Annotated in this window: 30 protein-coding genes and 1 tRNA gene; 17 read left to right on the top strand and 14 right to left on the bottom strand. The window is 58.3% G+C overall.

Annotation, left to right across the window (positions count from 1 at the left end):
• Positions 1 to 43 precede the first annotated feature (43 nt).
• The 6 genes from ACSMXM_RS04845 (at position 44) to ACSMXM_RS04870 (ending at position 5,302) form a co-directional block, all read left to right on the top strand.
• Positions 44 to 226 carry a helix-turn-helix domain-containing protein gene (locus ACSMXM_RS04845; protein ID WP_460316357.1) on the top strand — a complete coding sequence of 61 codons (183 nt, stop codon included), beginning with the start codon at positions 44 to 46 and terminating at the stop codon, positions 224 to 226.
• Positions 227 to 645: 419 nt separating this feature from the next.
• Positions 646 to 1,569 carry a hypothetical protein gene (locus tag ACSMXM_RS04850; protein WP_460314453.1) on the top strand — a complete coding sequence of 308 codons (924 nt, stop codon included), beginning with the start codon at positions 646 to 648 and terminating at the stop codon, positions 1,567 to 1,569.
• Entirely contained in the window at positions 1,566 to 2,453 is an 888-nt protein-coding gene (locus ACSMXM_RS04855) for a DUF7146 domain-containing protein (protein ID WP_460314454.1), read from the top strand. The genes ACSMXM_RS04850 and ACSMXM_RS04855 overlap by 4 nt, the downstream gene beginning before the upstream one ends.
• Positions 2,450 to 3,631 carry an AAA family ATPase gene (locus ACSMXM_RS04860; RefSeq protein WP_460314456.1) on the top strand — a complete coding sequence of 394 codons (1,182 nt, stop codon included), beginning with the start codon at positions 2,450 to 2,452 and terminating at the stop codon, positions 3,629 to 3,631. The genes ACSMXM_RS04855 and ACSMXM_RS04860 overlap by 4 nt, the downstream gene beginning before the upstream one ends.
• Positions 3,632 to 4,113: 482 nt before the next feature.
• Positions 4,114 to 4,836, top strand: a complete 723-nt coding sequence (locus ACSMXM_RS04865; protein ID WP_460314457.1) for a hypothetical protein — start codon at positions 4,114 to 4,116, stop codon at positions 4,834 to 4,836.
• 4 nt (positions 4,837 to 4,840) lie between these two features.
• On the top strand, positions 4,841 to 5,302 hold the full coding sequence (locus tag ACSMXM_RS04870; RefSeq protein ID WP_460314458.1) for a terminase small subunit-like protein: 462 nt from the start codon (positions 4,841 to 4,843) through the stop codon (positions 5,300 to 5,302).
• On the opposite strand, the gene ACSMXM_RS04875 is transcribed toward ACSMXM_RS04870, so the two are convergent.
• Entirely contained in the window at positions 5,275 to 5,457 is a 183-nt protein-coding gene (locus ACSMXM_RS04875) for a hypothetical protein (RefSeq protein ID WP_460314459.1), read from the bottom strand. The two genes, ACSMXM_RS04870 and ACSMXM_RS04875, sit on opposite strands and share 28 nt — an antisense overlap.
• Positions 5,458 to 5,678: 221 nt before the next feature.
• Here ACSMXM_RS04875 and ACSMXM_RS04880 point away from each other — a divergent pair, with 221 nt between their 5' ends.
• The 6 genes from ACSMXM_RS04880 to ACSMXM_RS04905 are packed head-to-tail and all read left to right on the top strand — an operon-like array spanning position 5,679 to position 11,872.
• The gene (locus tag ACSMXM_RS04880) at positions 5,679 to 7,214 is read left to right on the top strand and encodes a terminase large subunit domain-containing protein (protein WP_460314461.1); all 1,536 of its coding nucleotides are present in this window, start codon (positions 5,679 to 5,681) and stop codon (positions 7,212 to 7,214) included.
• On the top strand, positions 7,215 to 7,715 hold the full coding sequence (locus tag ACSMXM_RS04885) for a phage virion morphogenesis protein (RefSeq protein ID WP_460314463.1): 501 nt from the start codon (positions 7,215 to 7,217) through the stop codon (positions 7,713 to 7,715). It abuts the gene before it with no gap.
• Positions 7,712 to 10,627 (top strand): phage tail length tape measure family protein, encoded by a 2,916-nt coding sequence (locus ACSMXM_RS04890; protein ID WP_460314465.1) that lies wholly within the window; start codon positions 7,712 to 7,714, stop codon positions 10,625 to 10,627. Before ACSMXM_RS04885 ends, ACSMXM_RS04890 begins: the two co-directional genes overlap by 4 nt.
• A complete protein-coding gene (locus ACSMXM_RS04895) occupies positions 10,624 to 10,995 on the top strand; it encodes a hypothetical protein (RefSeq protein ID WP_460314467.1) in 372 nt (123 codons plus the stop codon). The genes ACSMXM_RS04890 and ACSMXM_RS04895 overlap by 4 nt, the downstream gene beginning before the upstream one ends.
• Positions 10,988 to 11,548, top strand: a complete 561-nt coding sequence (locus tag ACSMXM_RS04900; RefSeq protein ID WP_460314469.1) for a hypothetical protein — start codon at positions 10,988 to 10,990, stop codon at positions 11,546 to 11,548. The genes ACSMXM_RS04895 and ACSMXM_RS04900 overlap by 8 nt, the downstream gene beginning before the upstream one ends.
• 45 nt (positions 11,549 to 11,593) lie before the next feature.
• The gene (locus ACSMXM_RS04905; protein ID WP_460314471.1) at positions 11,594 to 11,872 is read left to right on the top strand and encodes a hypothetical protein; all 279 of its coding nucleotides are present in this window, start codon (positions 11,594 to 11,596) and stop codon (positions 11,870 to 11,872) included.
• Between the two features lie 98 nt (positions 11,873 to 11,970).
• On the opposite strand, the gene ACSMXM_RS04910 is transcribed toward ACSMXM_RS04905, so the two are convergent.
• Positions 11,971 to 12,903 (bottom strand): hypothetical protein, encoded by a 933-nt coding sequence (locus ACSMXM_RS04910; protein ID WP_460314472.1) that lies wholly within the window; start codon positions 12,901 to 12,903, stop codon positions 11,971 to 11,973.
• A 721-nt stretch (positions 12,904 to 13,624) separates the two neighbouring features.
• Between ACSMXM_RS04910 and ACSMXM_RS04915 the strand changes: the two genes are divergently transcribed.
• A complete protein-coding gene (locus ACSMXM_RS04915; protein WP_460314474.1) occupies positions 13,625 to 13,894 on the top strand; it encodes a hypothetical protein in 270 nt (89 codons plus the stop codon).
• Between the two features lie 106 nt (positions 13,895 to 14,000).
• Here ACSMXM_RS04915 and ACSMXM_RS04920 read toward each other — a convergent pair whose 3' ends face one another.
• On the bottom strand, positions 14,001 to 14,201 hold the full coding sequence (locus ACSMXM_RS04920; protein ID WP_460314476.1) for a hypothetical protein: 201 nt from the start codon (positions 14,199 to 14,201) through the stop codon (positions 14,001 to 14,003).
• A 219-nt stretch (positions 14,202 to 14,420) separates the two neighbouring features.
• Positions 14,421 to 14,747: a hypothetical protein gene (locus tag ACSMXM_RS04925; RefSeq protein ID WP_460314478.1), complete on the bottom strand. Its 327-nt coding sequence runs from the start codon at positions 14,745 to 14,747 to the stop codon at positions 14,421 to 14,423.
• A 279-nt stretch (positions 14,748 to 15,026) separates the two neighbouring features.
• On the opposite strand from ACSMXM_RS04925, the gene ACSMXM_RS04930 reads away from it, so the two are divergent.
• Positions 15,027 to 15,503 carry a hypothetical protein gene (locus ACSMXM_RS04930; protein WP_460314480.1) on the top strand — a complete coding sequence of 159 codons (477 nt, stop codon included), beginning with the start codon at positions 15,027 to 15,029 and terminating at the stop codon, positions 15,501 to 15,503.
• Positions 15,500 to 16,072: a hypothetical protein gene (locus ACSMXM_RS04935; protein ID WP_460314481.1), complete on the top strand. Its 573-nt coding sequence runs from the start codon at positions 15,500 to 15,502 to the stop codon at positions 16,070 to 16,072. The genes ACSMXM_RS04930 and ACSMXM_RS04935 overlap by 4 nt, the downstream gene beginning before the upstream one ends.
• 169 nt (positions 16,073 to 16,241) lie before the next feature.
• Here ACSMXM_RS04935 and ACSMXM_RS04940 read toward each other — a convergent pair.
• Positions 16,242 to 16,318: transfer RNA gene (locus ACSMXM_RS04940), tRNA-Met, on the bottom strand.
• Positions 16,319 to 16,522: 204 nt separating this feature from the next.
• Between ACSMXM_RS04940 and ACSMXM_RS04945 the strand changes: the two genes are divergently transcribed.
• Together ACSMXM_RS04945 and ACSMXM_RS04950 are read left to right on the top strand one after the other, a co-directional pair.
• On the top strand, positions 16,523 to 17,461 hold the full coding sequence (locus ACSMXM_RS04945; protein ID WP_460314483.1) for an isoaspartyl peptidase/L-asparaginase family protein: 939 nt from the start codon (positions 16,523 to 16,525) through the stop codon (positions 17,459 to 17,461).
• Positions 17,462 to 17,511: 50 nt separating this feature from the next.
• The gene (locus tag ACSMXM_RS04950) at positions 17,512 to 18,024 is read left to right on the top strand and encodes a DUF3775 domain-containing protein (RefSeq protein WP_460314485.1); all 513 of its coding nucleotides are present in this window, start codon (positions 17,512 to 17,514) and stop codon (positions 18,022 to 18,024) included.
• A 6-nt stretch (positions 18,025 to 18,030) separates the two neighbouring features.
• Here ACSMXM_RS04950 and ACSMXM_RS04955 read toward each other — a convergent pair whose 3' ends face one another.
• The 9 genes from ACSMXM_RS04955 to ACSMXM_RS04995 all read right to left on the bottom strand — a co-directional run bounded on the left by ACSMXM_RS04955 (position 18,031) and on the right by ACSMXM_RS04995 (position 25,611).
• Positions 18,031 to 18,708: a 2'-5' RNA ligase family protein gene (locus ACSMXM_RS04955; RefSeq protein WP_460314487.1), complete on the bottom strand. Its 678-nt coding sequence runs from the start codon at positions 18,706 to 18,708 to the stop codon at positions 18,031 to 18,033.
• Positions 18,705 to 19,217 carry a CinA family protein gene (locus ACSMXM_RS04960; protein ID WP_460314488.1) on the bottom strand — a complete coding sequence of 171 codons (513 nt, stop codon included), beginning with the start codon at positions 19,215 to 19,217 and terminating at the stop codon, positions 18,705 to 18,707. The genes ACSMXM_RS04955 and ACSMXM_RS04960 overlap by 4 nt, the downstream gene beginning before the upstream one ends.
• A 128-nt stretch (positions 19,218 to 19,345) precedes the next feature.
• Entirely contained in the window at positions 19,346 to 20,341 is a 996-nt protein-coding gene (locus tag ACSMXM_RS04965) for an imm11 family protein (protein WP_460314490.1), read from the bottom strand.
• A gap of 12 nt (positions 20,342 to 20,353) precedes the next feature.
• On the bottom strand, positions 20,354 to 20,758 hold the full coding sequence (locus tag ACSMXM_RS04970; protein WP_460314492.1) for a hypothetical protein: 405 nt from the start codon (positions 20,756 to 20,758) through the stop codon (positions 20,354 to 20,356).
• A complete protein-coding gene (locus ACSMXM_RS04975; RefSeq protein WP_460314494.1) occupies positions 20,755 to 20,904 on the bottom strand; it encodes a hypothetical protein in 150 nt (49 codons plus the stop codon). The genes ACSMXM_RS04970 and ACSMXM_RS04975 overlap by 4 nt, the downstream gene beginning before the upstream one ends.
• A gap of 66 nt (positions 20,905 to 20,970) precedes the next feature.
• Positions 20,971 to 21,903 carry a cation diffusion facilitator family transporter gene (locus tag ACSMXM_RS04980; RefSeq protein WP_460314496.1) on the bottom strand — a complete coding sequence of 311 codons (933 nt, stop codon included), beginning with the start codon at positions 21,901 to 21,903 and terminating at the stop codon, positions 20,971 to 20,973.
• Entirely contained in the window at positions 21,900 to 22,331 is a 432-nt protein-coding gene (locus tag ACSMXM_RS04985; RefSeq protein ID WP_460314497.1) for a hypothetical protein, read from the bottom strand. Before ACSMXM_RS04985 ends, ACSMXM_RS04980 begins: the two co-directional genes overlap by 4 nt.
• A gap of 342 nt (positions 22,332 to 22,673) precedes the next feature.
• Positions 22,674 to 24,368 carry a hypothetical protein gene (locus ACSMXM_RS04990; protein ID WP_460314499.1) on the bottom strand — a complete coding sequence of 565 codons (1,695 nt, stop codon included), beginning with the start codon at positions 24,366 to 24,368 and terminating at the stop codon, positions 22,674 to 22,676.
• A 277-nt stretch (positions 24,369 to 24,645) separates the two neighbouring features.
• On the bottom strand, positions 24,646 to 25,611 hold the full coding sequence (locus tag ACSMXM_RS04995; protein ID WP_460314501.1) for an AAA family ATPase: 966 nt from the start codon (positions 25,609 to 25,611) through the stop codon (positions 24,646 to 24,648).
• Between the last annotated feature and the right edge of the window lie 51 nt (positions 25,612 to 25,662).

Raw genomic sequence — 25,662 nt, forward strand, 5'->3', positions numbered from 1 at the left:
TTAATGAATGCAACGTCGCACTTGCAATCATATGGAAATCTCGATGCTTGGAAACGATTTGCTGAGGGGCGCGAAGGCAGCTGCAGAATATACGGGACTGCCTATGCGCACGATCTATCACCTCGCCGAAATTGGCGAGATCCCATGTCGTAAAAAGGGTGGCAACCTCTTCTTCCGTAAGTCCGAAATGGACCGCGCATTCAGCGCCGAAGTGGAGACGAACTGATCATCAACCTGGCCTTCCGGTGTCCCGATAGGGACCGGCTGTGAACAAACACCGAGGGTGCCACCATCGGACGGCCAAACGAAGTGAGATCTAATTATGACCGTTGGCACCCATTTGTGCCGTGACCGCCAGCGCGCGGAGACATGGCACCCGAAATCCCCAGAATGCTGGAGCGCGCCCACGAAAAAGGGCGATGCCCAGGCAGACACCGCCCTCCTCGCAATCACCCGAGGCACCCCTGCCACAGGAAGATGCTATGCAGGGTAACCTCACACCGGCCAAAGCAAGCCCGCATTCAGCGCCGATTTTAGGCAAATGCTCGCTGCAGCGCGCGGTCCTCTGCTTCGCCGATACGCTCTTAGTGGTCGGGAGATTCTGTTTATCGGCTGGAAGCCGTTCGCGAAGATCGGTGGTGCTCGATGAGCATTTCTACAGCTAGCCGTAAAACCACTCGACCACGCGGATACATTGTCAATTACACCCCCCAAACCCGCACGCGCGAGTTGCTGGAACAGGTCGATGAAATCCTCGAGGCAAACCGTGAGCATTGGCCACTGACCTGTCGCCAGATATTCTATCGTCTGGTCGCAGCCTACGGCGCGGAAAAGACTGAACGCAATTACGGCCGCATTTGCCACCACCTCAATCTGGCACGACGCGGACGATATATTCCGTTCGAGGCGATCCGCGATGACGGCGTCACGACGATCCACTTCAGTCACTATGCAAGCACCGACGATTTCTTGGCATCATACAAAGCTGAGGCCCGTCGATATCGTCGCGACATGTTGGCTGGGCAATCCTTTCACGCAGAAGTCTGGTGCGAAGCGAAGGGGATGATCGAACAGCTGGCAAAGGTCACAGAACCCTATTCTGTTCCGGTTTTCTCAACCTCGGGGTTCGACAGCACGACAGCGCGCAAAGGGCTTGCTGAGCGTATTTGCAGGCGCGGAAAACATGCCGTCATCATGCACCTGGGCGACTACGACCCGTCTGGTGAAAGCATTTACGACGCGCTTGCAGAAGACGTAACCGAGTTCGTGGAGGCAGATCGGCCGCACGGCATGGTCAGCTGCGAATTCAGACGCATTGCCCTGACGGCTGAACAAGTCGCTGAATATCGTTTGCCAACTTCACCTGCGAAGAATTCCGACAGCAGGGCGAAATCATGGTCGGGCGGCACATGCCAGCTTGAAGCACTAACCCCCGCTCAGATTGCCGATATTCTCCGCAATCAGATCGAGTCCCTGTTCGATCCCGCTCTTTTTGCCAATGATCGGATGCAGGAACGCGAGGACAGGCGTGTTCTTAACCAACTGCTTCTTGCGGGACCAAAGACGTGAGCCTGGCAGAAGCAATCACGCGCCGTCGCGGTGGCGACTGGCATGGGAGCTGGGGCAGCTTTGCCACTCCAGGCCACAGCCCGCGCGACCGGGGATGCACCGTGCGCGATGCGCCAGGGGCGCCGGACAATGTGCTGTACCACTCTTTTAACGGCGCAGATCCGCTCGCCCTGAAGGACGAAGATCGGCGTGCTGGTATCCTGCCTGCTTTTAACGGGTCGCAGCGTCGACCGACTGTTGTCGATCACGCCGCAGCGGAGAAGGCGCGAAAAGCTCGCGATTTGCACCGCCAAGCAATGCGTAAACTCGCCCTCGAGGTAGCGAAAGAAACCCAGCCTCTATGGGGGACGCTCGTTGAGCCGTACCTTCGAGAACAGCGCGGCGTCGATATTCCTGCTGATGCAGATCGAGTTCTTCGTTTCCACCCCGCATGCATGTTCGGGGAAGGTGTTCGCCTCCCCTCGATGGTGGCGATTATGCGCAATCCCATCACCGGCAAGTTCTCTGGAATTCATCGCACCGCCATCGATAAAGATGGAGGGAAAGTCGGGCGCAAGATGCTCGGCGACCCCGGCGCGATCATGCTCACGCACTCTGCGGACGTAACATCGGGGCTCGGCATCTGCGAAGGTGTCGAAGACGGCTTGGCACTCCTCCAGGCGGGATTTGCTCCTGTCTGGGCGATGGCGACTGCAGGCGGGATTAAGCGGCTACCTGCCCTTCCCGGCATCGAAGCGTTGACGATATTCGCGGACCATGACGACGCCGGCATCGATGCAGGCCGTCACTGCGCGCGGCAATGGGCCGATGCAGGCAAAGAGGTTGCCCTCCGCATTCCAGACACCCCCGGCGCCGACTGGGCTGACACCTGGAGGCATAGATGATGGACATCGACACCGCTGGCATCTCGGAACTTTACCCCGCTTCATCTCCAGACGAACGCGAAGAAGGCAGCGAGAGAGACCGCCGTGAGACTGGATCAAACCCACTGCCGATAGAATTCGCAGACGATGTAGGCCCCATCCTCATCGCTTTGTGGATCATAAAGGGTGTTCTTCCGGCCAACGCCTTCTCAGTCATTTACGGCCACCCCGGCAGCGGAAAGACGTTCCTAGCGCTCGACATGGCTATGCATGTCGCGCTGGGTTGGGATTGGCATGGGCGCAAGGTCAATGGCGGAGCGGTCGTATATATAGGGGCAGAGGGCCAGAACGGCCTTCGCAACCGAATTGTCGCTTTCCGCCAGCACCATGGCGTCAAGAACATACCCTTCGCGCTGATACCCGCACCGGTAAACCTGCAGGATCCCAATGCTGACCTGCCGCGCCTGATGGATGCCATCTCGTCAGTTGAACGAAGATTCGGGAAAGTCGCTCTGGTTGTAATCGACACGCTCTCCAAGACATTTGGCGCGGGTAAGGAAAACACCGACGACATGGCCATCTACATGGCCAACTGCGAGCGCGTTAAATCCGAGTTCGAGACGTCGATGATCGTAGTTCACCATCGACCTAAAGATCAGGAATCCGAAGACCCTCGTGGCCATAGCAGCCTCAAGGGTGGCGCTGATGCCATTATCCTAGTCGAGGCAGGCATCACCAAACGCGCACGTTTTACAAAACAGAAGGACGCCGAGATTGGCGAGCCGATCCTGTTCGACCTGAGGCAGGTAAAGCTCGGCAAAGACGAGGATGGCGATGATGTCACCTCCTGCATTGTCCAGCCGACCGATGTCGACATGAACCCCGCGAACGATCCGAAACTCAAAGCCATCTCAAGGCTCACTGACATTCAACGGATTGTCTGGGACGTCATCGGCGAGGTTGCCAAGTCAGATGGTGTTCCAGGCGCAAATACCGACGTTCCCGCCAGCCAGCTGAGCGGTCTCGAATTGGGCCGTTTTGCACCCTTCGGACAAGTCTCGGACCACTGCATCGCAAAACTCGGACAAGGCGCGGACGTAAAGACGGACACGGCTCGCCGGAACTTTGATCGGATCAAAAAGCGGCTTCAAGCCCTAGGACTGATTGATTTTTACGGGGATTGGATATGGCGAAAATGAGATACCCTCGGACAAGCCCCGGACCATTCCTCGGACCACCTACACAAGTCTCGGACCAGTTCGGACAACCCTCTTTAGAGGGTGTCCATTGGTCCGAAGTGTCCGGTCGGGGAAAAGGGCAGACGACTGACCGGGTCGCAACTCCGCTCAACCTGACGTGGGCAGCAAGGGGATGGGATAGACCTACCTTTCCGGCCTCTCGCTTTACCTCGCACGCGCGCGCGAACGGGCATGGCTCCCGAACCGCACGTCCAGCGCTCGGCCAATTTAACATAATGTCTCTTATCAAGTTTATTTCGAAGTTGCTTGGAAGTGCTCAAACACCTTCCCGCACCACCCATAAATCACGGCTGCAAACGGGCTGCCGGATACTTGATCAAATCCGGACCGATCAGCGTGATTTTACTTCCCCTCTTCTTACCGACTTCGGACGCGCTCGCCGTCCGCAGATCGCCCCTTCGCGAGCCTAGGAGCATCACCACATGACTACGAACATCATCGCCGACAAGAAGGCTGCCAGGACAGCGCAAGAGGCCGTCCAGGCATTCGACGACGCCGACCGGAACCTGACCCTCGCCAAAGCCGAACTCGAGACGCTGAAGGTCAACAAGGACCGCCTGGCCGCCCGCCTCAACGCCGTACGCGAACATAATCCCGGCAACACGCCTGATGCCAGCAATGCGGCACTGGATGAACTGATCGCCAACCCCGACGCTGCGGCTGGCGGCAATCTGCTCACCAAGTTGGGTAAGGTTCTCACTGGCGACCGTGAAGCCGTCCGCAAGCACCGCGAAGAGGCTGCACCGCTACGCGCGGCCACCACTCGCGCTGAAGGCCAGATAGCCGCTCTGGAGGCTAAGATCATCGACCTCGAGGGAGTGCGCTCCGATGCGCGCATAACCGCCCTGAACTGCTCTTGGCAGGCGCTCTACGCACAATACGAGATCGAAGCCGAAGCCATGGTGAGCAACCTGCTGGAACCAATGTTCTCGCTCAGCCTGGCGAAGGATCAGGAGTGCAGGCGGTGGTCGACGAACCCGGCAAATGAGAACTATCGGGAAACTCCCCAGCTTGGCGCGATATGGAACCCGACGGCATTCTCGAAGCTGGCCGTCCGCGATGGTCGTGACTTCAAAGACCTGTTCCCGGCTCGTGAATGGCCGGACGCTCTGGACCGTGCCCTAGACACGTTCAGGCAGGGATAGGACGATGGCCAGGGCAAAGGCAAAACCCCCGGTTCACTACACGCCGGAACTCGCGGATGATATCCTGGCGAGGGTGGCCGAGGGCGAGCATATCACCAAGATCCTGACCGGGGAGGGAATGCCCACCCTTCCCGGTTTCCTTGGCTGGACACGACGAGAGGAAGGGCTTGCCGAGCGGTACGAGATCGCAAGGGAGGCATGGGCCGAGCATCGCATTGGCGAGGTTCTAGATACGCTGGAGAAAGCCAGCAATGACCCACGAGCTGCGGACGTTCGGGCCAAGCATCTGCTGCGCCTCGTGGAGATGCACTCCCCTCGTTACTCACGAATGATGCAGGTGCAGGGACAGGTCGAACACAAGCACAGCCATACCCTCTACCGGGAACGGGCGCTCGCTGCGGCGGATATGCTCGGCTTGCCGCAACAGTTCCTTCCCTCTCAGACTATCGAGGGGGAAAGGTCGTGAGCTTCGTCGGGAATGCACAGGAACTGCGGGATCTGTGTGGCGAGGAAGGTTTTCGCAGCCTTGTCGCCCATTATGGCGGCAATCGGTTCTATGTCCCTATGCCCGGTAGCAGATCCGACGTTGCGCGCCGGTTCGGGATCCAGTTCGGTGAACATGCCGGCGCCCTCCAGGCCGAGTACGGGGGCAACTGGCTGCGGATTCCGAAACGTCCCGGTCCTGCCTGCGTCGAGGTACCTAGATTGGAGGCGAAGGGGGTCGATTTAGGCGAAATCGCACGCCGTTTGCGTTTGTCCCCCACCACCGCTGCACGTTTTGCCCTAAATCGTCACGGTTCGTAGGCGTTACAGACACTTACCGCTCGGTTACCATGCGAAGCATGGCCAGGCAGACCCCTTCCCTATTCCTTCCGTACCAGCAGCGCGCGATCAGCGCGGCGCGGACGCATGACATGCTCGTGGTGGAGAAATCCCGGCAGATCGGAATTACCTACACCTTCGCTGCCGAAGCTGCCCTATCGGCGATGATGAGCAAGTCGGATGGCGGTCGGAATTTCCATTACGCGCCACCTACCGAGCGGCTGGCAAAGCAGTTTCTGACCGAAGCGAAGGCCTTCGCAGAACTGAATTATGCATTGGCCTTGGCTGAGCCAGACTTCGAAAGCGAAACGGTTCTGAAGCTCGGCTTCCCGAGCGGTAATGCCATTTACGGCCACACCGGCGCGGCGCGGTCGCTGCGAGGTTCGAAGGGTAACGTGCTGATCGACGAGGCCGCGCATTTGGACGATCTGGATGAAGTTCTCACGGCGGCGGATGCCTGCACCATGTGGGGCGGGTCGCTGCGAGTGGTTTCGACACACAAGGGTGCGGAAAACCCGTTTGTGCGGTTGATCGAAGAGGTTCGGGCAGGGAAGCGCGGCAATGCTCTGGTCCAGCGCGTCACCCTGTCCGACGCCATTTCCGAAGGGCTGTTCCGCCGAATTTGTCTGGTGAAGCGGGAGGAATGGACGCCGGAGAAAGAGCGCCAGTGGGAGGCAGGCTTGCGGGCTAAGGCCGGTCCCGCCGCGCCGGAGGAGTATGACTGCACCCCGCAGGCCGGATCGGTTCAATATCTCCTGCGCAGCGAGATCGAACGGGCGATGATCTCCGTCGGCGCACGCATGGCGCGGCTGAGCCTCAAAGACGGTTTCACGGCCCTGTCCGAAAGCGAAAGGTTTGACCGCATCAATGGTTGGTTCGACGCCGACGTGATGCCTGTCATCGCTGCTATGCCGCAGGACCGCTGCAGCTACATCGGACAGGATTTCGGCCGCTCGCACGACCTAAGCGTGATTGCCGTAGGGCAGGACACCGATGCAGCGCGCATCAACGTCCCGCTGATCGTCGAACTCTCAAATGTCCCCTACGTCGAACAGCAACACATTTTGGACCGAATTGCAGGCGCGATCCCCCGCTTTGCCGCTGCCAAGCTGGACGCGACCGGCAACGGCGCTGTCATCGGAGAGAACTTCGTGCGGCGCTGGGGTGAAAGCCGTGTCGAGGCCGTGAAGCTGTCAGAGAAATTCTATCTCGCTCACATGCCGCGCCTGCGGGCGAAGATCACCGATGGCTTGCTCCACCTGCCCCGCGATGCGGATGTTCTGGAAGATCTGCTCGCCATCGAATTGGTGAACGGTATTCCGAAGATCGGTCGCGGGAGCGGCAAGCGGGGCCGCCATGGTGACGCTGCCATTGCGCTGATGCACCTTGTCGCGGCGGCTGATCGTCCCGCAGTCATGGAACCGCATCGGTCGGCGGGGCGCCGGATCAGCTACATGCACTCGGACTGGGATCAGTTTCGTTTCCCGCACCGTGAGCCGCTCGGCAGCAGCGGGTTCGGGGTCGTGCGGTCGCATCGCGTCGGACTGGCGGCGTAGATGGGCGTGAAGATCACCTTCGATGATGGCGGGTTAAGCCTAGCCCTGCGCGGCATGGCAAAGAACAGCGAGGACTTGAGGCCGCTTTTCACCCAGGCTGCGAATTACATCGAGGATTCCGTCCGGCTGCGTTTTGAAAGTGGGCGCGGGCCGGGAGGAAGGCCGTGGAAGCCGTCACGGCGCGCGCAGGAACAGAATGGCCAAACGCTCGTCGACCGTGGCCGTCTGCGCAGATCGATCACCTCAAACATCGGAAATGATTTTGCGGAGGTCGGCTCGGATGCGCAGGCGGAAAGCGCTAGCTACGCGGCCACACACCAATTTGGGGCGAGAATCACTCCCAAGAACGGCGAATTCCTGGTCTTCAGCGGCGCCGATGGCGGGATGGTGTTTGCGCGGGAAGTGAACATTCCTGCGCGCCCCTTCCTTGGTTTCGATGAGGAGGACCGCACCGAACTCGAACTGATTTCCGACGCGTTCTGGCAGGGGCCGGTGCGATGAGTGAATTCGTCACCTCGGTACGCTTCAAGGCGGATGGCACCGACGGCCTAGTCGGGCAGCTGTCGGCGGCGGAAAAGCAGACGAAGAAACTCGGCACGACGGTCGATCAGCTAAGCCGGGAATTCCAGAAGGAAGCGACGGAAAGCAAGCAGGCGGCCGCCGCTCTAGGTACGCTCGACGCTGCCAGCGACCGGATGGCAGCAGGGTCTGTCCGCACCAGAAAGGCGGTAGATGCCGTCACGAAGTCCGTGGGCCAGCAACGCGCCTCCATGGCGAACCTGAGCTTTCAGATTCAGGATATTGCGCAAGGGTTCGCGCTTGGCACGCCGCCCATGACTATTTTCGCGCAACAAGGTGGGCAGCTGGCGTTCGCCATGTCGGGGCTGAGCGGGAAAATCGGGACCGTTGCGTCGTTCCTGGCAGGTCCGTGGGGGTCCGCATTGCTCATCGCCACAGCGGCCGGCGGCGCGCTTGTCAGCAGTCTCCTCGACACCGACAAGGCTGCGGACCAGGCCAAGGAAGGTTTGACCGAATTCGCCAAGCGTCAGTCCGACATTGCGCAGTTCATCGACCTGACGACCGGCAAGCTGAAAGAGCAGAACGAGGCGCTGATTGCGAATGCGCGCCTTACCCGCATCGAAGCGATTGCTGCGAATAATGCGGAGATCCGCAACCTTGCCGGACAGGCGCGGTCCCTTGTCGGTGAGGCTGGGCAGGGATCGATTTCGGCGCTCGATTACAGCGCTCGTGAAGGTGTCCCCGGATCGAAGCAAAGGGCTCTCGCCGCTGCGTTCGACAAGGAACTGAAAGACATTCTCGACCGGACGCGCGGCAATGTGCAGGCGTTGGACCGGGAACTGCGCGGCCTTGCCGAAGATCGGCCGGAATTCGCCAAGCTCGCGGGCGAGGTGAACGAATACGCTTCGAAGGCGGTGCTGGCATCCCGCGACAGCGAGAGGCTCAACAAGGAACTGCGGGCGCTTGCCGGTGACACGACTGCGGTGCGGGAGGAAGCCAAGAAGGCGAAGCTTTCGGTCGACAAGCTGTCCAAGGCGGAACGTGAGGCAGCCGCTGCAGCGAAGAAAGCCGCAGCCGAGACGCTGGCCTTCGACAGGTCGATGAATGACCTTGCACGCTCATTGGAACAGGCGGAGCGCGCGAAATTCGCAGCAGAGGTCGACCGGCTCACGAATGCCTACACCCCGCTCCAGGCAGCCGCAGAAAACTACCGTGAAGAACTCGAACTGATCGACAAGCTTCTGAAGCGTGGCGAGATCAGCGCGGGACAGGCAGGGCAATTCCGCAAAGGTGCGGAGCAGGCCCGGCTCGAAGCCTTGGACGTGGCCCTAAAGGATGAATTCGGTGTTGCAGGCAAAGAGGCTGGCGCGGCGTTCAACCGCGAAGCACTGGCGCGCGCGGAAGCGATTGGCCAGATCATCGGCGGTACGGCAGGCGACGCGTTGCAGGTTCTCGTCGGCCTCATCCAGGGGTCTCAGTCGGGCGACTTCACGGCGATTGGTGGGCGTACCGGCGGCTTCGCGACCATTCTTGCAGATGTATTCGGCGGGAAAAATAGCCCGTTTGTCACTGGCCTGAAAGACATATTCAACCCACTTAAGGACGGCTTGAAGGATATTGGCGGCGACATTGCCAGCGCCCTCGGCATTAAGGGTGGCGCTGGCGGTCTGGGGCAGATTGCAGGCCGTGCTGCTGGCGGTGCTGCTATCGGTGCAGGCGTAAGCGGTATTCTCGGCGGCTCCAGTCTTGGCGGGTCTCTCGGTGGCGCCCTGGGCGGCGCCTTGGGAAGTGAACTTCTTGGTTCTCTCGGTAGTTTTGCTGGCCCTGTCGGTTCCATTGTAGGTGCCATTGGTGGCAGCCTCATTGGCGGCCTTCTGAAGGGCAACAAGACGGCAGGGGCGGTCATCACCGGCCCCGGCAATGCGCGCATCGGCGGCGCGGACACGGCTGGGTACGGAACAGCCGGTGATCTGGGCAGCGCAGTAACGACGGGCCTTGAGCAGATCGCGCAGGCTCTTGGCGGAACGCTTACGGCTGGCGGGATTACCGCCATCGGTACGCGCGGCGGCGAGTTCCGGGTGAACACGCGTGGCGATAGTTTGAAGGGTGATAACGGCGCACGCGGCTTTGGCGATGATAGCGCGGCGGCTATTGCCTTTGCCCTTGCGGACCGGATCAGCGACGGGGCGATCACTGGCATATCGCAGAAGGTGGCGCAGGCCCTCAGGTCGTCGTCAGACATTGACAGCGCCGTTCAGGAGGCTGTGAAGGTTAAGGCTATCGAAGAGCTACTGGCGGGCATCCTTAACCCGTTCGAGACGGCTATCAATGAGTTTGAAGGCCAGATGGCCGAGCGTCTGCGTATAGGGCGGCAGTATGGCTTCGATCTGGTGGCGCTGGAGGAACAGAACAACAAGGAGCGTCTGGCGGTTCAGGAGCAGCTGCTGCGGACGCAGGTGGGGTCTATTCAGGACTTCCTCGACGATCTGTCGTTCGGCGATCTGTTCCAGGGATCGAGCGTTGAAAAGCGCGATCAGCTTCTGACGGAGATAGATGCGGCGCGCGCTGCGGCGGAGGAAGGGCAGGCTGGCGCAGCGGATCGGCTTGCGGGGCTGCTCAGGAACCTCGTCAGCACGTCGCGGGATGCGTTCGGCACGGCGGGTGGCTTTGCATCGGATATCAATCTGGCGCGCACGACGGGCGAAGGTATCGTGTCCGAGGCGCAGCGTCAGTTGGATGAGGCGGTCAAGCAGACGCAGCTTCAGGACGAAGCGAATGATCAGCTATCCCAGATCAGGACCGGCATCGAGCAGACGAACCAGTACCTGAAAGGCCTGGACCTCACCGGCCTGAGCTTCGGTTTCAATCCATATAGAGTTGAGAGTTCCAGATGATCGATCCGGCCACCCTCGCGAAGGAACTGGATGCGCAGAAAGCGCGTGTCGACAAGCTTCTTCCCGAGATGAATGATAACACCACGACCATGATCACGGCGATCAATAATCAGCGGGATCGTATCCAGCGCCTCGAAGCGTCTGTCGGGCTAGCGGAAACTTTCATCGTTGCCGTCATGAAGGGCGCCGCCGGTGCGGTGGATGTCTCTCGCATCATCAGGGACGCGGAGGCGACGCTCGCGAAGGTGCGAGAAACGGCTCAGGAAGCCCCACACAGCGCCGATGAGGACCTTAGCGGCACCGGTGGGCCGGATATCGCCACAGACGCCTCTACGGACTCGAAATCGCCACGGCGGTTCGATGCGTGAGATTGAGGTATTCCGCGCCGGAACGTCCGCATCGAAGGGCATCACAGCGGCCGATCTGCAAAAGGTGGTGGCGAGCTACAACCCTGCCCTGCGATCCGCTCCAGTGGTCAAGGGGCACCCGCAGAATGATATGCCTGCCTATGGCATCATCCAGAGCCTGCGGCAGGACGGAAACCGACTGTTCGCCACATTGGGCGACCTGGCAGGCAGTATCTTGGACGAGCTACGGCTCGGCCGTTGGATCAACCGGTCGATGGCGTTCTGGGCTGAAGACCATCCCTCTAATCCGACACCTGGCGCGTTGTACGCCAAGCATCTTGGTTTTCTGGGCGCGGCACAGCCTGCCATTCCCGGCATGGATCCCATGACGTTCGCGGCTGAGCCTGTCATCGCCAGCGCGCCCGACAATTGGACCGCGCGGAACACCGAAGTTTACAGCCAGGCGGATCGGTTCTGCGAGCAGGCGGATGCGCTTGTCGCGAGGGGGCTGTTCCGTGATGGCGGTGCAGCGCTGGATTATGTGCTGAGGAAGGCTGCTCAGGCTACCGCCTAACGGCGTATTATAGTTGCGAGCCCTACGGATACCGGGCAGTGTTTAATGATGAACGAAGATATCGAAAAAGCTGTTCAGGACGCTCTGGCGGAAATGGAACACACGGACGCGTACGTGCCCTTCCACGCAGGATGGGAACTAGCCGCAATGAATACAATCGCTCTTTTAAGGGCCGGCCTCTTAAGTAAGAATCAGCTCGAGCGGTCCGCGAAGATATTTGAGGAATTGGCGGCAAACTCAATGTTTGACGATGACGATTTCTTCCGAAACGACCTAAATGAATGGTCTAAGAAATTAGAGGAAGCTGCGGAAGCGGCAGAGTGAATTCACAGCTCAGCATATGCACTGCGGCGCGCGATTGCGGCTCTTGAGGAAGACGGGGAGCTTGACCGGCTAGCTATTTGGGAGGTCGCGCTAAGTCATTAATTACGCCACTGAATACGAAAAACCTCTCCGCTGGAAAGCTTGTCGCACTTAGCTTCATACAGGCAATCTCTGCCATCGTGCCGAATGGGTACAACTGGCAGGTAACGAACAGCTCTCTCTTCGACCACGTAAGCTTTCACCGTCTTAGATTCGGGGCATTCGCCTTTAGAGAAGTCCAATACTACTCTTAAGTTTGAAACGGGATAGCGGTTAACGGTGATGCCAAACGTGGGGTGCTCGCCACCATATTCTCCGCGTTCTTCAATCACGCACGTTCGCTGTAGCACATGTTTGCGACAGCGATTTGTGTTCTTATGAAGCTTTAGCACCCAGTTTTTCGGTAGATATGTAAGCAGAAGGCTTGTGGGAAGCGGCTCCAAGAACTCCTCGATTAAATCAAATTGCTGTCCGAGCTTTTGAGTAAGAGGAGAGGGCTTGGTTATCACCTCGCTGTTTAGCCGCGTTTCGAGCTTCGATATTTTGGTGGTACCGTGAAAGGCAGTTGCTCGATGGTGATAGGCCATGATGCCTGGGACATTCGCGTGGAAATATTGATCCCGAACAATGTCGGCGTCAGCCCTATTTTGCTTAAATTCCAAGCGGATGTCTGTTTCGATTACTGAAATTGGTGCCTCTGCTGCGTCAATGTAATCCCATGCCGCTCTCATTGGCCGCAGAGCGACGACCAACACGACATAAGTCAGAATTATCGTAGAGAGGAGGAATACGTAGCCAGCAAAAGGCCAGCCGAAGGCGTCGGGTACGACCTTTAAGAGATCGGCAGCAACGGTGCCGAAGGTCAAACTGCCCTGATTCGCGTGAAAAATTATAGGTTTAAATAGGAATTCACCCCAACCTACAACAAACCCCATCGCAATCAGAGCGGGTAGCGCATACCTTAGTGTACTTCGTAGCTTTCCGCGCTTCATCGCCCCCCCAACGCAGCGCGGCGCCTCTGGGGCGCCGCGTAGTTATTCGCATCGGTCAGATGGTGTGAGTGGATCTCATATCGATTTCCTTTCCATGCCTATCAACCAACAAACTCCTATATGAGTTTCATTGTGGCCAAGAGGCGTTTACAAAGACTTAACGAAATATTCGAACCTTCGTAAGCCTTTGAGATAATCTATAGAGCAGCTCAGTCAAGATATCTCTGGTTTCTTTCGTGCGCTGAGCACCGGCGGAATTTTGAGAACGTGAGCAGCGCGGGCTACGACTTCGCTGGAACCTCCTTGGGAAGATGCGCAGAGGCTTGTGGCTCCATTTCCCGACGAGCGGATGAGGATGGCGGCAGAGTAGATAAATGCGACTAGGGTCCGTTGGGGGACAGTTAACCCTAGCCGCCCCGTAAGCAGAAAAGTTCCTGCCGACGAGTTACGCCAGAAAGCGCCTGCCAAAGATTTTCGCAACCTTAATCTGCATGCAAATTGTACCCTGCGTTATATTCCGCGACGGTGCTGCAACACTCGGGCAAAAATGCTGGCTGCGAGCTAGGGCCTGTTCAGGAGAGTCGGGGAACAAGCCCTAGCTTTCACGGGAACGGGTGAGAGCCCGTTACCGAGTCGCCCCACAAGCCTACCGTCCCTCCGGCCTGCCGACATTCACCTAGATTTGGTTGACCGATGTTCCTTTTTCGTTCTCATGTGCGACATGAGCCTGTCAGCCCTTTATCGATTCGCGACCATCAACGGGGGAGAGGTGCGCCAGGCGCATCGGTTCGTGCTGGACGTGGTGCAGCTGCGGTTGAAATATGTGCCAATGTACGGTCAGCCCATCGTGTTTGCCGGCGGCTGTAAGATCGGGGACAGCGTACTGGAAAAGATCGACGAGATTGCGGAGTTCGTCCTGAAGGCGGCGCAGAGCCAGGAAGCAGGCCGGGAGCGTGTGGACCCACATCGAAACAAGCTCTTGAATATGTAGGGTGCTGAGATATTCCCGGCAGCGGGCGATGGATTCCGCGCGACAGACTGAGAACGATCAGAGGTTTCGCGCCAACTTGTCGCGAAACTCCAAAGTGGGAGACTGGCTAGAGCGGATCTTCTAACGTTCTCGGGTCGTCCGCCAACACGTCGTCGGCTGCATAAATGAGAAGATGCAGATCGAGCCAAGCGGCTTCGGGTAATTCCATTTCGTGCGCACGTTGAAGCAGGTTGCGCGCGTAAGGGATGAGCGGTGATGGAACTCCCCGCTTCCAATCATCAACTTCGGCTTTGATCTTGTAGATCATTTCGACTTGCTCTGTGGATAAGAGAACTGGCTGCATGATCTGCCTCCCCGTTGAGGCGACAAACCTGCCGCCCACTGCCCATAAAATCAAACTGAGACGCTAGTCACAGGGACCAAAGAAATAGCCCAGGAAGTGAACCGCCGACCCTCTCGGTGTAAACGAAATGCTTTGTTGCCAATCGTGTGTCGCCGAGCGACTCTTGTCGCGGGCAGATACCGCCTAGCGCGGCTGCTCTGCTTTCTCTAGGGACGGCTCTGAGTTTTGTGAAGTCTTCCGGACAGGGTTGCCCCCGTCGTAGAACAGTCGCTTCCGCTCTAGCTCCGGGAATAGAATCGCGTCCCGAATACGGCCGGCAAGGTTTGTCAGGATGCTTAGGCCGAAAAGCGCACCGGTCATCTGCAGCAGCAGCACGCCGAGTAGCGCATCGTCATCGAGAAACATTAGGCCGAAGACAAGCAGCGCAATACTGCCAAAAAGCAGCCAATGACTCCATTTCACGATGCTACGAGCTTTATAGGCGAGTTCTAAATCCGCTGCCTTCATCATCGCTCCCCGTCCGCCAGAAACTTAGCAACTATACGGCGAATGGCCTCTGGGCGACTAGGATCATCGTCTTGAGCTTTGCGCCATTTATCAAGCGCGTCGAGTTGCCCGCGCTTCAGCCGAACGTTTACCGCTTCGGAATCCACCGTGGGGCGACCAATTTTCTTTTTAGCGCTAGAAAGAGTTGACATGACACTTTATTAGCGCCATAAAGTGCGGGCGGCAAGAGAGATTAGGCCCTCTCAAACCGCCCTAACCATAACTGCTCGCCTGGAGACAATCATGGCTACTGCACATACTACAACTGCGCCCGCTGCGCGCATACCCCTGCCTCCCGCATTCCACGCTTCAGGCATGACCTATGCCCGTCGTGATGCACTGGAGGACATGATCGAGCAGCTGATCGAAACGCTCGACGCTGCCGATGGCGACACCGACCTAGAAGATACCGGCGCTGAAGACGATTTCGGCGATTACTCGCTGCACGGCGACGGTCCCGGCTGCCTCTATGCCGACAGCGACCAGGGCGTAGATGACCAGGAAGCCGGATATGACGGCAAACCTGGCGACCCTGAGGATTGCGAAGAGGATGACCACTCCGGCCTGCCGTACGACGAGGACAGCTTCGACTTGAAGGTGGCGCCGGAGGAGACGCTCTATGTCCCGAAATACGGGATCGATCAGTCTTCCGGTCCCATGAACGAGCAGGCGGAACGCCTTGCCTACTACAGATCCTTGCACCGGGGAGGCGTCCAATGACCACCCTTACACGCCGCGCCGCTATCGTCGGCACCTCCGCAGCCGTTGTAAGTCCCCTGTTCGCACAAACGGCCTCTGCAGCGCCTTCTACCCGCGTACAGTGGGATAAGGCGCTGGCTGCCTATCGTGCGGCCAATGAGCACCATGATCGCATCTGGGATCAAATGGAGGCTGCCGAGGAGGCTTTTTACGCCGCCCGCAAGCCGAAGCCGAACCGTCCCCAGGAGCGCTTCGATTTCCAGATTGTCGACGGCGAAGTGCACATTCCGTTCACCGCGAAGAATCAACATGAGGTCGCCAGCTATGACCATCGTCTGGCGCAGTGGAAGCGCGAGACGGCAGAACTGGAGCGGTCCACCGGCAAGCTGAAACTGGAAGCTGATCAAAAGCAGGCGGTCAGAGAATTGCTCGCCATTGAGCAGGCGCTTTACGACACGCCCGCGCCTGATCTGGCTGCCTTTGCACTGAAAATGGAGATCGCGCTCGAGCCGCATTGCGACATCAGCGAGGAAGCGAAGGCTGCTTTGCTGGCGGATGCAAAAAGGTTTGCAAACCGGAACGCCGCGTGAACAAAACCCCGCGCTTCATGTTGCATCCTTGCTGCATGGAGTCGCGGGGAGCGTCGCGTAATACGAGGTAAACAGCAGAAAAGCCGTGCATTGCCTAGAAGGCGCAAAATCCCTCTCTGAGGAGGTAGGCGGGGCCACCTAACCCCTTGAGCCATAAGGCTGAAAGGGATGGTAGCGGAGGAGGGATTCGAACCCCCGACACATGGATTATGATTCCACTGCTCTAACCGACTGAGCTACTCCGCCCCGATGAAGCGTCCCACCAATGGATGGATACGCTCCAGCGCGAAGGCGCGCGATATAGGCGGCTGTGCGGGAACGGTCAACGACGTTCGCCCGCATTGCCGCCGCTGGCTGCACAAACTAAGCCGGGCGTCGACATTCGGGACCGCCATATCGGCGCCCGGGCCTGCAGAATTTAATATTATTTGATGTTTGGAGACGCGCGACATGCAGGATTGGGCATTGGTCGTTCACGGCGGCGCAGGGATGCTGGAACGTGGAGGAATGACGGCGGAACATGATTCCGGTCAGCGTGCTGCCCTCGCGGCGGCGCTGCAGGCTGGCAAGGCGGTTCTTCAGGATGGTGGCGCCGCTGTGGACGCCGTAGAGGCGGCGGTCGCCGTTCTGGAAGATCATCCCGGTTTCAACGCCGGCCATGGCGCCGTTCTGAACGCGGAAGGGACAGTCGAACTCGACGCCGCGATCATGAACGGAGCGGACCGCAATGCCGGCGCAGTGGCAGGGGTTACGAAAACCCGCAATCCCGTACGCCTCGCGCGCGCCGTCATGGATCACAGCCCGCATGTCATGTTGCAGGGAAATGGCGCCGACATATTTTCGGAACAGAGCGGGCTGGAGCAGGCGCCCAACGATTATTTCGTGACGGCGGAGCGGCAGGAGGCTCTGCGCCGCATGCAGGAGGCCGCCGCAGCCGGCGATGGCGACGGCGTCTTCGATGCGGAGGTGAAATTCGGTACGGTGGGCGCGGTAGCGCGCGACAAAGCGGGAAACCTCGCCGCTGCCACCTCCACGGGCGGTCTGACCGGCAAGCGATTCGGTCGCGTCGGCGATTCCCCCATTGTCGGCGCCGGCACCTATGCCGACAATCGCGGCTGCGCGGTCTCGGCGACCGGGTCCGGCGAATTCTATATTCGCGCCAATGCCGCCGCGGCAATCAGTGCGGAAATACGCTATCGTAGCGAAAAACTGCAGCAGGCGGCGGACACGGTGCAGGCGGATATCCGGCGCATGGGCGGCGCGGGCGGCGTCATCGCCGTGGCCGCCGATGGCACCCCGGTCTATTCCTTCAACACACCAGGCATGTATCGGGGCATGGCCCTGGCCGATGGTACGCTGACGACCGCCATTTACGGCGATGAAGCATAGCTCTCGCTCTGCCAGGATAAGCTGCTGAAACATCTGCACTGGTCTTGTCGTTGCTGGCACCCGTTCGCCCGCCTGAGGGGGCGGTTCGCGGCGCGGCAGGGAACCAGTCCGCGTCGGTCCCGTTGCCTCTGGACATTGACCAGAAGGACGAAGCACAGATCATGGATATGGAGATTTCCCTCGACGAAGTATGTCGCATCGTCGTCCGTGCCCGCGAATATGATGCCCAGGTGCCAGGCACCGATCCGGATGACGGCAGCAATGCCAGCGATGACGATTCGATTGATGTCCTGGATGACGAGGCAAACTCCTCGGTAGAAGAGGAAATCGCGACCGCCATTGCCGATCTTTCGGAGGATGAGCAGGCCGAACTCTACGCGCTGATGGCAATTGGCCGCGGCGATTATGAAGCGTCGGAATGGGAGGACGCGAAGGAGGCGATTACCGAAAGCGGCACCGACATTGTCGATGAACTGATGGAAACGCCCATGCTCGCGTCGCTTCTCGAAGCCGGTCTCGCCGCGTTCGGCCTCAGTTGCGACGATATCGGAACTGTTGCTTGACCAGCCTTATCTGAACCGGACATCACGCAGCTTTTCCCACGGCCCGTTTCGATACCACCATAATGTGACGCCATCGATTTGGAACATCCAGGGGGAAAAGCTGCGGTCCAGCCGATCGTACAGGGCGCGCGCGGCTTTGGGTTCAGCCTTGTTCTGAACCGTGACATGGGGCCGCCAGCGCTGTTGATCCTGCGGGATCAACCACGGCTCCCACAGGCTACGCAGCCTGTCCCGCAGATCGCATAATTCCTCGCATTCGATCAGGATGGAACAGCCACGGCCCATGAACTGCATCCGCGCGGCGCGTGCCCGCATCGGTTGTTCATGGCGTGCGGCGTCTTTGGTTTCCTCCAGCAGATCGCTGGCCCGCGTTCCCGGCAGATGATGAAACATCGTCAGATGCGCCGTCAGCAGGTTTCTTTCGGGCGGAAAATGTTCCCGGCGTAACGCATCGAACCGCGCCAGAGCGGTTCGTTCGATCAGGGCCGTCATGATCAGAGGAGCGGCATCTTCCATGCGCCCTGCCCTGCCGCCAATTCGGCCATAGGCCAAGCGCTTGCTTGCCGCACCCACGGGTGAAGGGACGGACCGCGCGAATGCACCATGGTGGCAAGCCTCTAACGTCGGGATGGGCGCCTCCTTGCCCGCGGGATGGGCGACGAGCGCGCCCCCTGCTGCTGTCACTTCCCCCGCAGCAACTGTTCCATCATCTCCAGCGCACTTTCGATCGTCGCCTGCCGCACCCCATCCCGTCCAATGGCGCCGAAATGCTCTTCGCGATGAAGCAAAGCCCCCTCGCGCGTGGCCAGGGCCAGATGCACCAGTCCCTCCTCGTCCCCCTCGCCACCTGGCCCCGCGAACCCTGTAATCGACACGGCCAGATGGGCGCGGGAACGATGAAGTGCACCACGCGCCATTTCCTCGGCGACGGCACGGCTGACCTCCCCGCAATCATCCACGAATTGTTCCTCCAGTCCCAGCAGATCGCATTTCGCGTCCTTGCCATAGACGACGAACCCCCGTTCAAAGACATGGCTGACTCCCTCGACATCGGTCAGCAGCGCCGCCAGCAGGCCACCGGTGCAGCTTTCCGCCGTCGCGATCATCAACTCCTGCCGATCCGCCTCCTCCAGGATGGCCGCGATGCGGTCCCGGGAAGCGTCGTCGACCTGTCCAATATCCAGTTTCGGCATGCCGCTTCCTTACTGATACCCTACTTCTTTAGGCTGTAGGCCTGTGATCTTTCGTAAACAACGGAAGAAACGTAGTCTTCAGGCACGTTCATCTTCTGGAACGTTTTCTCCTGTGGGAAATGAATCACTCATGATTTATAGCCCCTCATCACCCAATATTGACTATTTTTGTAGCCAGCTTCTTCTCGATCCTCTTGCGGCATACGAGGTTGCAGTGGCGTAAATAATGCCCCTTTAAGCCCAGCTGCGCGGTAAGCATCGACAATTGCCTCATCGACGATTTTTCCAGTTTTTAACAATAACTGAAATATATGCGCGTTCCCGACCTTGGCCTCATTCATAAAGACATTGTTCAACTCAGAATATCCGAGAGTGGGAACCATCTCGCCATTTGTGATTTCCCTCGCTTGACCCGTATATTGGATATCGGACCGCTCTTCGTCCACACAGTCCAGTCGCCGCGTCGGTTGTAAAATCCAGTAGGGCGGTCCGTCGCGCCCGTTTTTCATCTTTGTAACCGCAGACCATGTCTGAACGCCATCTGGATCAATATTCGTTATAATATTCTTGAATCGTTCCGAAGCAACAAACCTCCGCGAGTCCGTGTCGTAAACGTCCAAGAGATCAGATTTCATATTCAAAACGGTGAGTCTTGGGGTTTCCACTTGCACTGTATCACTCGTGTGATACTTTGTTGACGAACCGCGCTTCCGGTGTTCTTCAATATTTACCGCTGTAAACGCGCTGTTTCGGTTTTCGAACTCGACCCCCTTGATTACGTCATCTGGGAAATCGCCCCAATCCTTACTCATCAAATAGTATCGCTTGCGTTTAGGATCGTAAGGAATGTTCGGCGTCGCGGCTTTCGCAGCATTATAAGCGGTCCTTCGTTCCCATTGTTCAACAAGACGCCGCTCTTCCCGTTCACCCCAGGATAAGCTTCTGTTCCAATAACTGAGAAGCCTTGCATCCTGCTCGGCCGCCAAATCCGGTTTCTTTTCGCGTAATTCAGCCATCCATTGCTCGACCTTTTCGGCAAGCTCCGGATCGACGGCTCTTACCGCTGAAAGGCGCGCTGCATGCATCTCAACTGCGCTCTGCGGTGCATCATCAGGATTAGTCATTTAGACCCCTTTTCATACGGCTGGCTCCGCCGCGCAGCGCCAGCCCAAAGCGTTGAGACGCGCCTGCGCTTCCGGGAGCCCATTTTGCTCGCGGCCAATATCCACCACCATCATTTGGCCCGGCCCATCGCCGACGGGCGGCGAATAGACCTGTTGTCTGCCACCGCTGTTCGTCGCCGCCTGTTCATACAGGCGGCGCGCAACTTTAAGGTCGCACGGCACACCGTCACCGGCCTCATAACGCTTTCCGAGTTCCAGTTGAGCGACTTTGTCGCCCAGCTCGGCCCGCAAAGCCAGTTGCTGGATTTCGAAAGCTTCTTCGGAGGCGGGACGCCCCGACAGGTCGATCCCGGGATAGGGCGTGGAGCCGCACGACGTCAGGAATAACAGACAGACCGTGGCGCCAATCCGGATCACCGCTCCCTCCCCGCTTCCGCCGTTTCTTGGGCGACTGGAGACACGAGATATCCGATGATCCTGAACTGGTCCGGATTGGTTTCTGCAGGTGCGATCATCAGGTTCCGGCGATCCGCCCCCTTCAAAATGGCTACGATGCGGTCCACAGAATTTCCGTTCAGCTGTCCCATCTCGTGTCGCGGCATGCACTTCCTAGCTGATGGCCTACTTCTTCACGAGGGGGGCCTGCGATCGTTCGCAAACAACGGAACGAACGTAATTCTGTCGAGCCGCCAACTCCTTTCCTGCGGCGCAAAGCGCGCCAGATCTATCAAGTCCGGCGACGCCACACCGGACACCTCCGCCTCGATATACCGCCCGACCTCCCTCATCCTGATGTCGGCATCGGGAAATTCGGCGGCCAGCCTTCGCCGCACATGTTCGGCATCGGCATCCGGGCGATCATGTTCCAGATTTCGCGGCAGTCCGTCGGCCAGTTCTGCCCCGGCCTTTTTCAGGTTCATCCATCCATCGCGCAGGATCGAAAGCGAAATTGCCAGCGCCGCGATGGCATCGGCCCACCAAAAACCAAAACCGATCCCCGCTACGCCCGCGATGCCGGCCAGCGCAGTCTGCCAATCGGCCTTTTGCGTCTTGGCGTCGGTAAACAGGATTTTATCCTGCAGCTCTTGTGCCAGCGGTAATTTCTTGCGGCCCAATATGAAGGGCGGAACGGCCGAATATGCCAGGGCGGCAATCATGATCCATCCAAGCCAGAGTTCCTGCCCGAACAGCTTGACCATGCCGATGGTGGGATGCTCCATCCTCACCAACGTCATCGTCGCCTCGAACGCGGTAAAGGCGCCTATGGACAGAAGGGCGGTTGCCGCCACCATGAAGGCCAGGCTGTTGAAACGCCGAAATCCGAAAGGATAGAATTTCGTCGCCGGCTTCCCCTCCAGCGAGGTGGCAATCAGAAACACGATCGATGGCACCAGGCTCAGCGAATCTTCGATAAACGCCGTCTTCATTGCCTGGCTGGATCCCATCGCCAGGTACATCAGCAGCGCGACATTGCCGATCCAGAACAGTGTCCACCAGGCAAGCGGCCGCGCCTTCGACAGGTTCTGCCGAACAGGCTCGGGGATGCACCCGGCATCGATCATGGTGTCGTTATCCTGTCCGTGAACAGGATGAGGCCGTTCTCGCCATTTTTTCTTGCTAGTCGCAGGACAGGAATCTTCTTGTCCGCCGGTTCGGGCACGCCAATGGAATGAGAGAAGCTGACTTCTTTGGCCAGGGGCGATGCCTTGGCAAACTCACCCACGACCACGTCCAGTTTCTGCTCGTCCAGATCGCGAATCAGATGCTCGGCCGACCCTGTCGAAAGTAACTGAGTGGCATCGTAATGCGCTGAAATCTGCTCCAGTACTGGCTGTGCCGGAACAGCGTCCGTTCCGTCAATCAGTCCGATCCGCAAACGGCCTGTTTCCTCTATGCGTTCGCCAGTGCCAGAAATGTCGCGGGGATATTGATCGCATCCGGAAAGGCTCGCGAATCCCGCCGCCATTAGACCGACTACCACAATTCTCATGCGGCGGCATTTCTTTGCCTGAACATATCAAACCTCGCTTCGGCTTCGGGTTCGAAAACGCAATGACAGGCCCCTCGACCGCCCGCACTGCCAGAAACATACAACAAGCGAACACGCTTCTTGGGTCCAACCAGAAATGATTCATGCTTGTAAAATAGGACTTCATCGGGGACAAAGCAGGAACGGTCATGTTCGATTTATATAATGTTTCCTCACGCGCAGGCGCGCGCACGCGCGCTGAGTGTCCGTTTTGTCCATTTGAGGAGGTGTGCGGTTCTGGAGGCGGCGGCGATATTCTGGGGGGCCGCTAGCAAACTCTTATCATGTCATAAATTCTTGCCATCAAGAAAATTTTGTCAGAAGGCCTGATGCAACCAACATTCGGCGATCCCAACCGAATGTGCTCCGGGGTACGCCGGTAAGGCGAGGGTCGAATTTCACCTTTCGGATACTAACATCCCAGTGCATAGCGAGCTCCATAGGAGAAACTATCTTCGCAGCGAGCTTCCGAACGTCGTCAACGTCCGCATATAGCCCTTGGCGGTACGGGCGACAGCCAAGTAAATCCGCCAACCCCGCGCGTAAAAAAAGCGCGGAGCTGACATTTAACACTTCGCCTGAATCCAGCTGAGCCATTTCCTGTGCAAAGGGGAAGTCATATTTGCTATAGTTGAAGCGTTGGCCTCGCAGCAACGCGATCTCGGAAGGTATAACGAAGACGCCGGACGATCGGAATGGTCCGACGTTCTTCCAGAAGTTAATCGAACCATCGAGCAGTGCCCTCATCATCGCCGCCCAAGGCTTCAGTTCCCCCCCGAATAAGCTCGCGCAATGATGCATCGGCTTAGCTTCCAGAGGAACGGGGCCTGGGGCGGCATTCGCTTCGATTTTGGCGAGAAAACTGTCGACCGATCGAAAACAAACTCGCGGTAGCTCGTAGATGGACCGCATACCTTTCGAACTCAGATGCTCGATTAAGTTTTCCGCAGCAACTTGTTCGACGCCGTAGACAGGAATGCCGATACGAAGTGCCACGCTTCTGATTGTGACAGAACTTTCGATCTCATTACCCAAAGTGTCGATTTCATCTGCACCCAACTTGAGATTTCGTCTCATACGGCTGGGGAGTTCTGTGAAGCTCACCGCCTCATCGTCAACTAACTGGGTAAATTGTTGATGGTGGATGCCTAGAACCCGAACCGCTTCCTGCACCTGGTAGGTCCGGCGATTGCCGCCTAGGCCTTTCCAAAGATTCCCTCTCAGGTCTGGCAGAGCGTTGATGAGAATATCGCTCATCGCGACACTGCCGCTAAGATTAGGATTGGCCATACGCTTCAGGGTCTTCCACAGACTTAGGAAAGAACGATGGTCTCCCTCTGTCTCACCGACCGCGTTTTCCAGGAGCTTATGGAGGCTTTCCGGCCATTCTGCCAACAGGTCACCGGCCTTTGCGACAAGTGCAGCGCGGTCGCGGGTCTCCATTGCTAAGATTGATCTCACATGTCTGTTCCGTTCCGAGCCATCGGTGAGGAGCTTGACTAGTGACAAGCTGACGAAGGCGACTGTTCCGCCATCATAAATAGCCAATCTCGGTGCCTTCTCCTCCAGCGCGGCTTGTCGATCGTCTGCGCGGAAAGACATGAGCCGAGCCATGGTCCGGTAGCCATCCATGTCTCTTTCATCAAGAGAAGGTGCGGGGGAGCGAGTGACGACCTCCCCACACCTTTCGCATGTGTCCAGACCCAGGCAATGGCGCCAACGGAGTTGGTGCTCGCAGTAACTGCACTTGTCGACCAGTTTCTCGGCGGAAACAGGGCAGAACGGCAGCAGTCGATTGTTCCAGGCGAAGCGATGATACGACGCTTCTGCAAGCGAATTCGGACCGATCCACCGTGCTCTCAGGTCGATCACACCATTAGGCATAAGGAAATCGCCGAAGGCGTAGCCATTCTCTTTTGCGATCGCCGCCCTCTCAGTAAGCGTACTCTCCTCTTGGCGTAGGACATCCGCCAACCGCACGAGATCATCCTTCGGCATAATGTGGAGCCGGCCCGGTCGCACCTTTGTCAACCCTGCCGCCTTGAAGATGTGCTTGGTCCCCACGAGACAATGTGCTCGCACGGACCTCGCAACGATGCTTTGAATGCTCTCATCTGATTGAACTTCGACGGCAAAACGGACCCTTCGAAGGACGGGCTGGTAGGGTTCGGATGACGAGCTTTCGTATGTTCCTTTATTTATTGTCACGTCGCTTTCTACCCCTGGCGCAAGCGGTGCCATTGGCAGGAAACCGGTGGGCTGAGCGTTACGGTGGTCACTGGCCTGGTTGATTCGAAAACGGATCCCAACCTATCCAGGCGTTCGCCATCGCGTAGCTCCTGGTAGCACAGCTGAGGTCGTAGCGCTCTAGACGCAGCGCACGACGCCTGATCGCCAGGGGGACAGCCTCCTGGATCAATCGCGAGACGCGGCCGATGTGGCCTCCGGAGATGCGCGCCAGCGCTTCAGCGACATCCTCGTCGTCCAGGCCGCTTGGAACGCCGAACAGCCCGTTCTCGACCAGCTTTTCATCGAAGTCTCTGCAGAATTCCTGGAAGAGTTCGGCAGGCTTTTCCTCCGTTGCGTCCAAGGGCCTCAGGTCGAGCGGCATTCCGAGCCGAGCGCAGAAGTCCTGGTTTTCCTCGAAGAACTCCCTGGACTTCGCGTTCCCGATCAGGACCAGCGGCACGACGCCGCGGTCCAGCATGGTCTGGAACTGTTCGGTGACTTCTCGACCGTCCTTTCCAGCTCGGGCCAGGCGCTGGACCTCGTCCGCCACCAGCAACTCGACGCCCAGCTTCTTTGTCCATTCCCCTATACGCTGTTCGAGCACAGTAATGGTGCGGCGATCCTCGTTCCTCGTGCGAGTGCCTCGGCGATCGTCCGCGCTATCAAGGAAGTCGTCACCCATCTGCTTCAGGATTGCCTGAAAGAAGCCTTTCAATGTCATGTTCTTCGTGATCGTGACGACGATTATCTGATGAGGATTTTTTGGAAATCCTGCGGCCTCGCGCTCTTCAGCCAATCTCGCTTTAAGCTTGAAGACCATTGCGCTTTTGCCGGCTTGCGACTCCTCGCTGAGGCGCCGACCGTCGATAGGCTGACCGAGCATGTCCAGGTTCTCTTGCCGATATTCATCGAGAAGAGTGATGTTCGCCTCCTGCGGTGGATGCTCGATCCAGATCGCCTTGACTAGTTTCTTTGCGTCCTTGACTCGTTTGGAGAGTTCGCGGTCGGTCATGTCGGGATGCCGGTGGCCGGTACGTGGCCTAGGTTGGACACCTTGTTGATC

The organism is Pacificimonas sp. ICDLI1SI03 (assembly GCF_054740865.1).

What these genes read in the sequence shown, in the direction of transcription:
- ACSMXM_RS04885 (WP_460314463.1), top strand. Translation starts at nt 7,215, where the DNA reads ATGGGCGTGAAGATCACCTTCGATGATGGCGGGTTAAGCCTAGCCCTG.
- ACSMXM_RS04900 (WP_460314469.1), top strand. Translation starts at nt 10,988, where the DNA reads ATGCGTGAGATTGAGGTATTCCGCGCCGGAACGTCCGCATCGAAGGGC.
- ACSMXM_RS04880 (WP_460314461.1), top strand. Translation starts at nt 5,679, where the DNA reads ATGGCCAGGCAGACCCCTTCCCTATTCCTTCCGTACCAGCAGCGCGCG.
- ACSMXM_RS04935 (WP_460314481.1), top strand. Translation starts at nt 15,500, where the DNA reads ATGACCACCCTTACACGCCGCGCCGCTATCGTCGGCACCTCCGCAGCC.
- ACSMXM_RS04925 (WP_460314478.1), bottom strand. Translation starts at nt 14,747, where the DNA reads ATGATGAAGGCAGCGGATTTAGAACTCGCCTATAAAGCTCGTAGCATC.
- ACSMXM_RS04845 (WP_460316357.1), top strand. Translation starts at nt 44, where the DNA reads ATGCTTGGAAACGATTTGCTGAGGGGCGCGAAGGCAGCTGCAGAATAT.
- ACSMXM_RS04920 (WP_460314476.1), bottom strand. Translation starts at nt 14,201, where the DNA reads ATGATCTACAAGATCAAAGCCGAAGTTGATGATTGGAAGCGGGGAGTT.
- ACSMXM_RS04875 (WP_460314459.1), bottom strand. Translation starts at nt 5,457, where the DNA reads ATGTTCACCGAACTGGATCCCGAACCGGCGCGCAACGTCGGATCTGCT.
- ACSMXM_RS04890 (WP_460314465.1), top strand. Translation starts at nt 7,712, where the DNA reads ATGAGTGAATTCGTCACCTCGGTACGCTTCAAGGCGGATGGCACCGAC.
- ACSMXM_RS04965 (WP_460314490.1), bottom strand. Translation starts at nt 20,341, where the DNA reads ATGACTAATCCTGATGATGCACCGCAGAGCGCAGTTGAGATGCATGCA.
- ACSMXM_RS04960 (WP_460314488.1), bottom strand. Translation starts at nt 19,217, where the DNA reads ATGCCGAAACTGGATATTGGACAGGTCGACGACGCTTCCCGGGACCGC.
- ACSMXM_RS04865 (WP_460314457.1), top strand. Translation starts at nt 4,114, where the DNA reads ATGACTACGAACATCATCGCCGACAAGAAGGCTGCCAGGACAGCGCAA.
- ACSMXM_RS04905 (WP_460314471.1), top strand. Translation starts at nt 11,594, where the DNA reads ATGATGAACGAAGATATCGAAAAAGCTGTTCAGGACGCTCTGGCGGAA.
- ACSMXM_RS04980 (WP_460314496.1), bottom strand. Translation starts at nt 21,903, where the DNA reads ATGATCGATGCCGGGTGCATCCCCGAGCCTGTTCGGCAGAACCTGTCG.
- ACSMXM_RS04945 (WP_460314483.1), top strand. Translation starts at nt 16,523, where the DNA reads ATGCAGGATTGGGCATTGGTCGTTCACGGCGGCGCAGGGATGCTGGAA.
- ACSMXM_RS04985 (WP_460314497.1), bottom strand. Translation starts at nt 22,331, where the DNA reads ATGAGAATTGTGGTAGTCGGTCTAATGGCGGCGGGATTCGCGAGCCTT.
- ACSMXM_RS04995 (WP_460314501.1), bottom strand. Translation starts at nt 25,611, where the DNA reads ATGACCGACCGCGAACTCTCCAAACGAGTCAAGGACGCAAAGAAACTA.
- ACSMXM_RS04870 (WP_460314458.1), top strand. Translation starts at nt 4,841, where the DNA reads ATGGCCAGGGCAAAGGCAAAACCCCCGGTTCACTACACGCCGGAACTC.
- ACSMXM_RS04930 (WP_460314480.1), top strand. Translation starts at nt 15,027, where the DNA reads ATGGCTACTGCACATACTACAACTGCGCCCGCTGCGCGCATACCCCTG.
- ACSMXM_RS04990 (WP_460314499.1), bottom strand. Translation starts at nt 24,368, where the DNA reads ATGCCGAAGGATGATCTCGTGCGGTTGGCGGATGTCCTACGCCAAGAG.
- ACSMXM_RS04910 (WP_460314472.1), bottom strand. Translation starts at nt 12,903, where the DNA reads ATGAAGCGCGGAAAGCTACGAAGTACACTAAGGTATGCGCTACCCGCT.
- ACSMXM_RS04850 (WP_460314453.1), top strand. Translation starts at nt 646, where the DNA reads ATGAGCATTTCTACAGCTAGCCGTAAAACCACTCGACCACGCGGATAC.
- ACSMXM_RS04860 (WP_460314456.1), top strand. Translation starts at nt 2,450, where the DNA reads ATGATGGACATCGACACCGCTGGCATCTCGGAACTTTACCCCGCTTCA.
- ACSMXM_RS04895 (WP_460314467.1), top strand. Translation starts at nt 10,624, where the DNA reads ATGATCGATCCGGCCACCCTCGCGAAGGAACTGGATGCGCAGAAAGCG.
- ACSMXM_RS04915 (WP_460314474.1), top strand. Translation starts at nt 13,625, where the DNA reads ATGAGCCTGTCAGCCCTTTATCGATTCGCGACCATCAACGGGGGAGAG.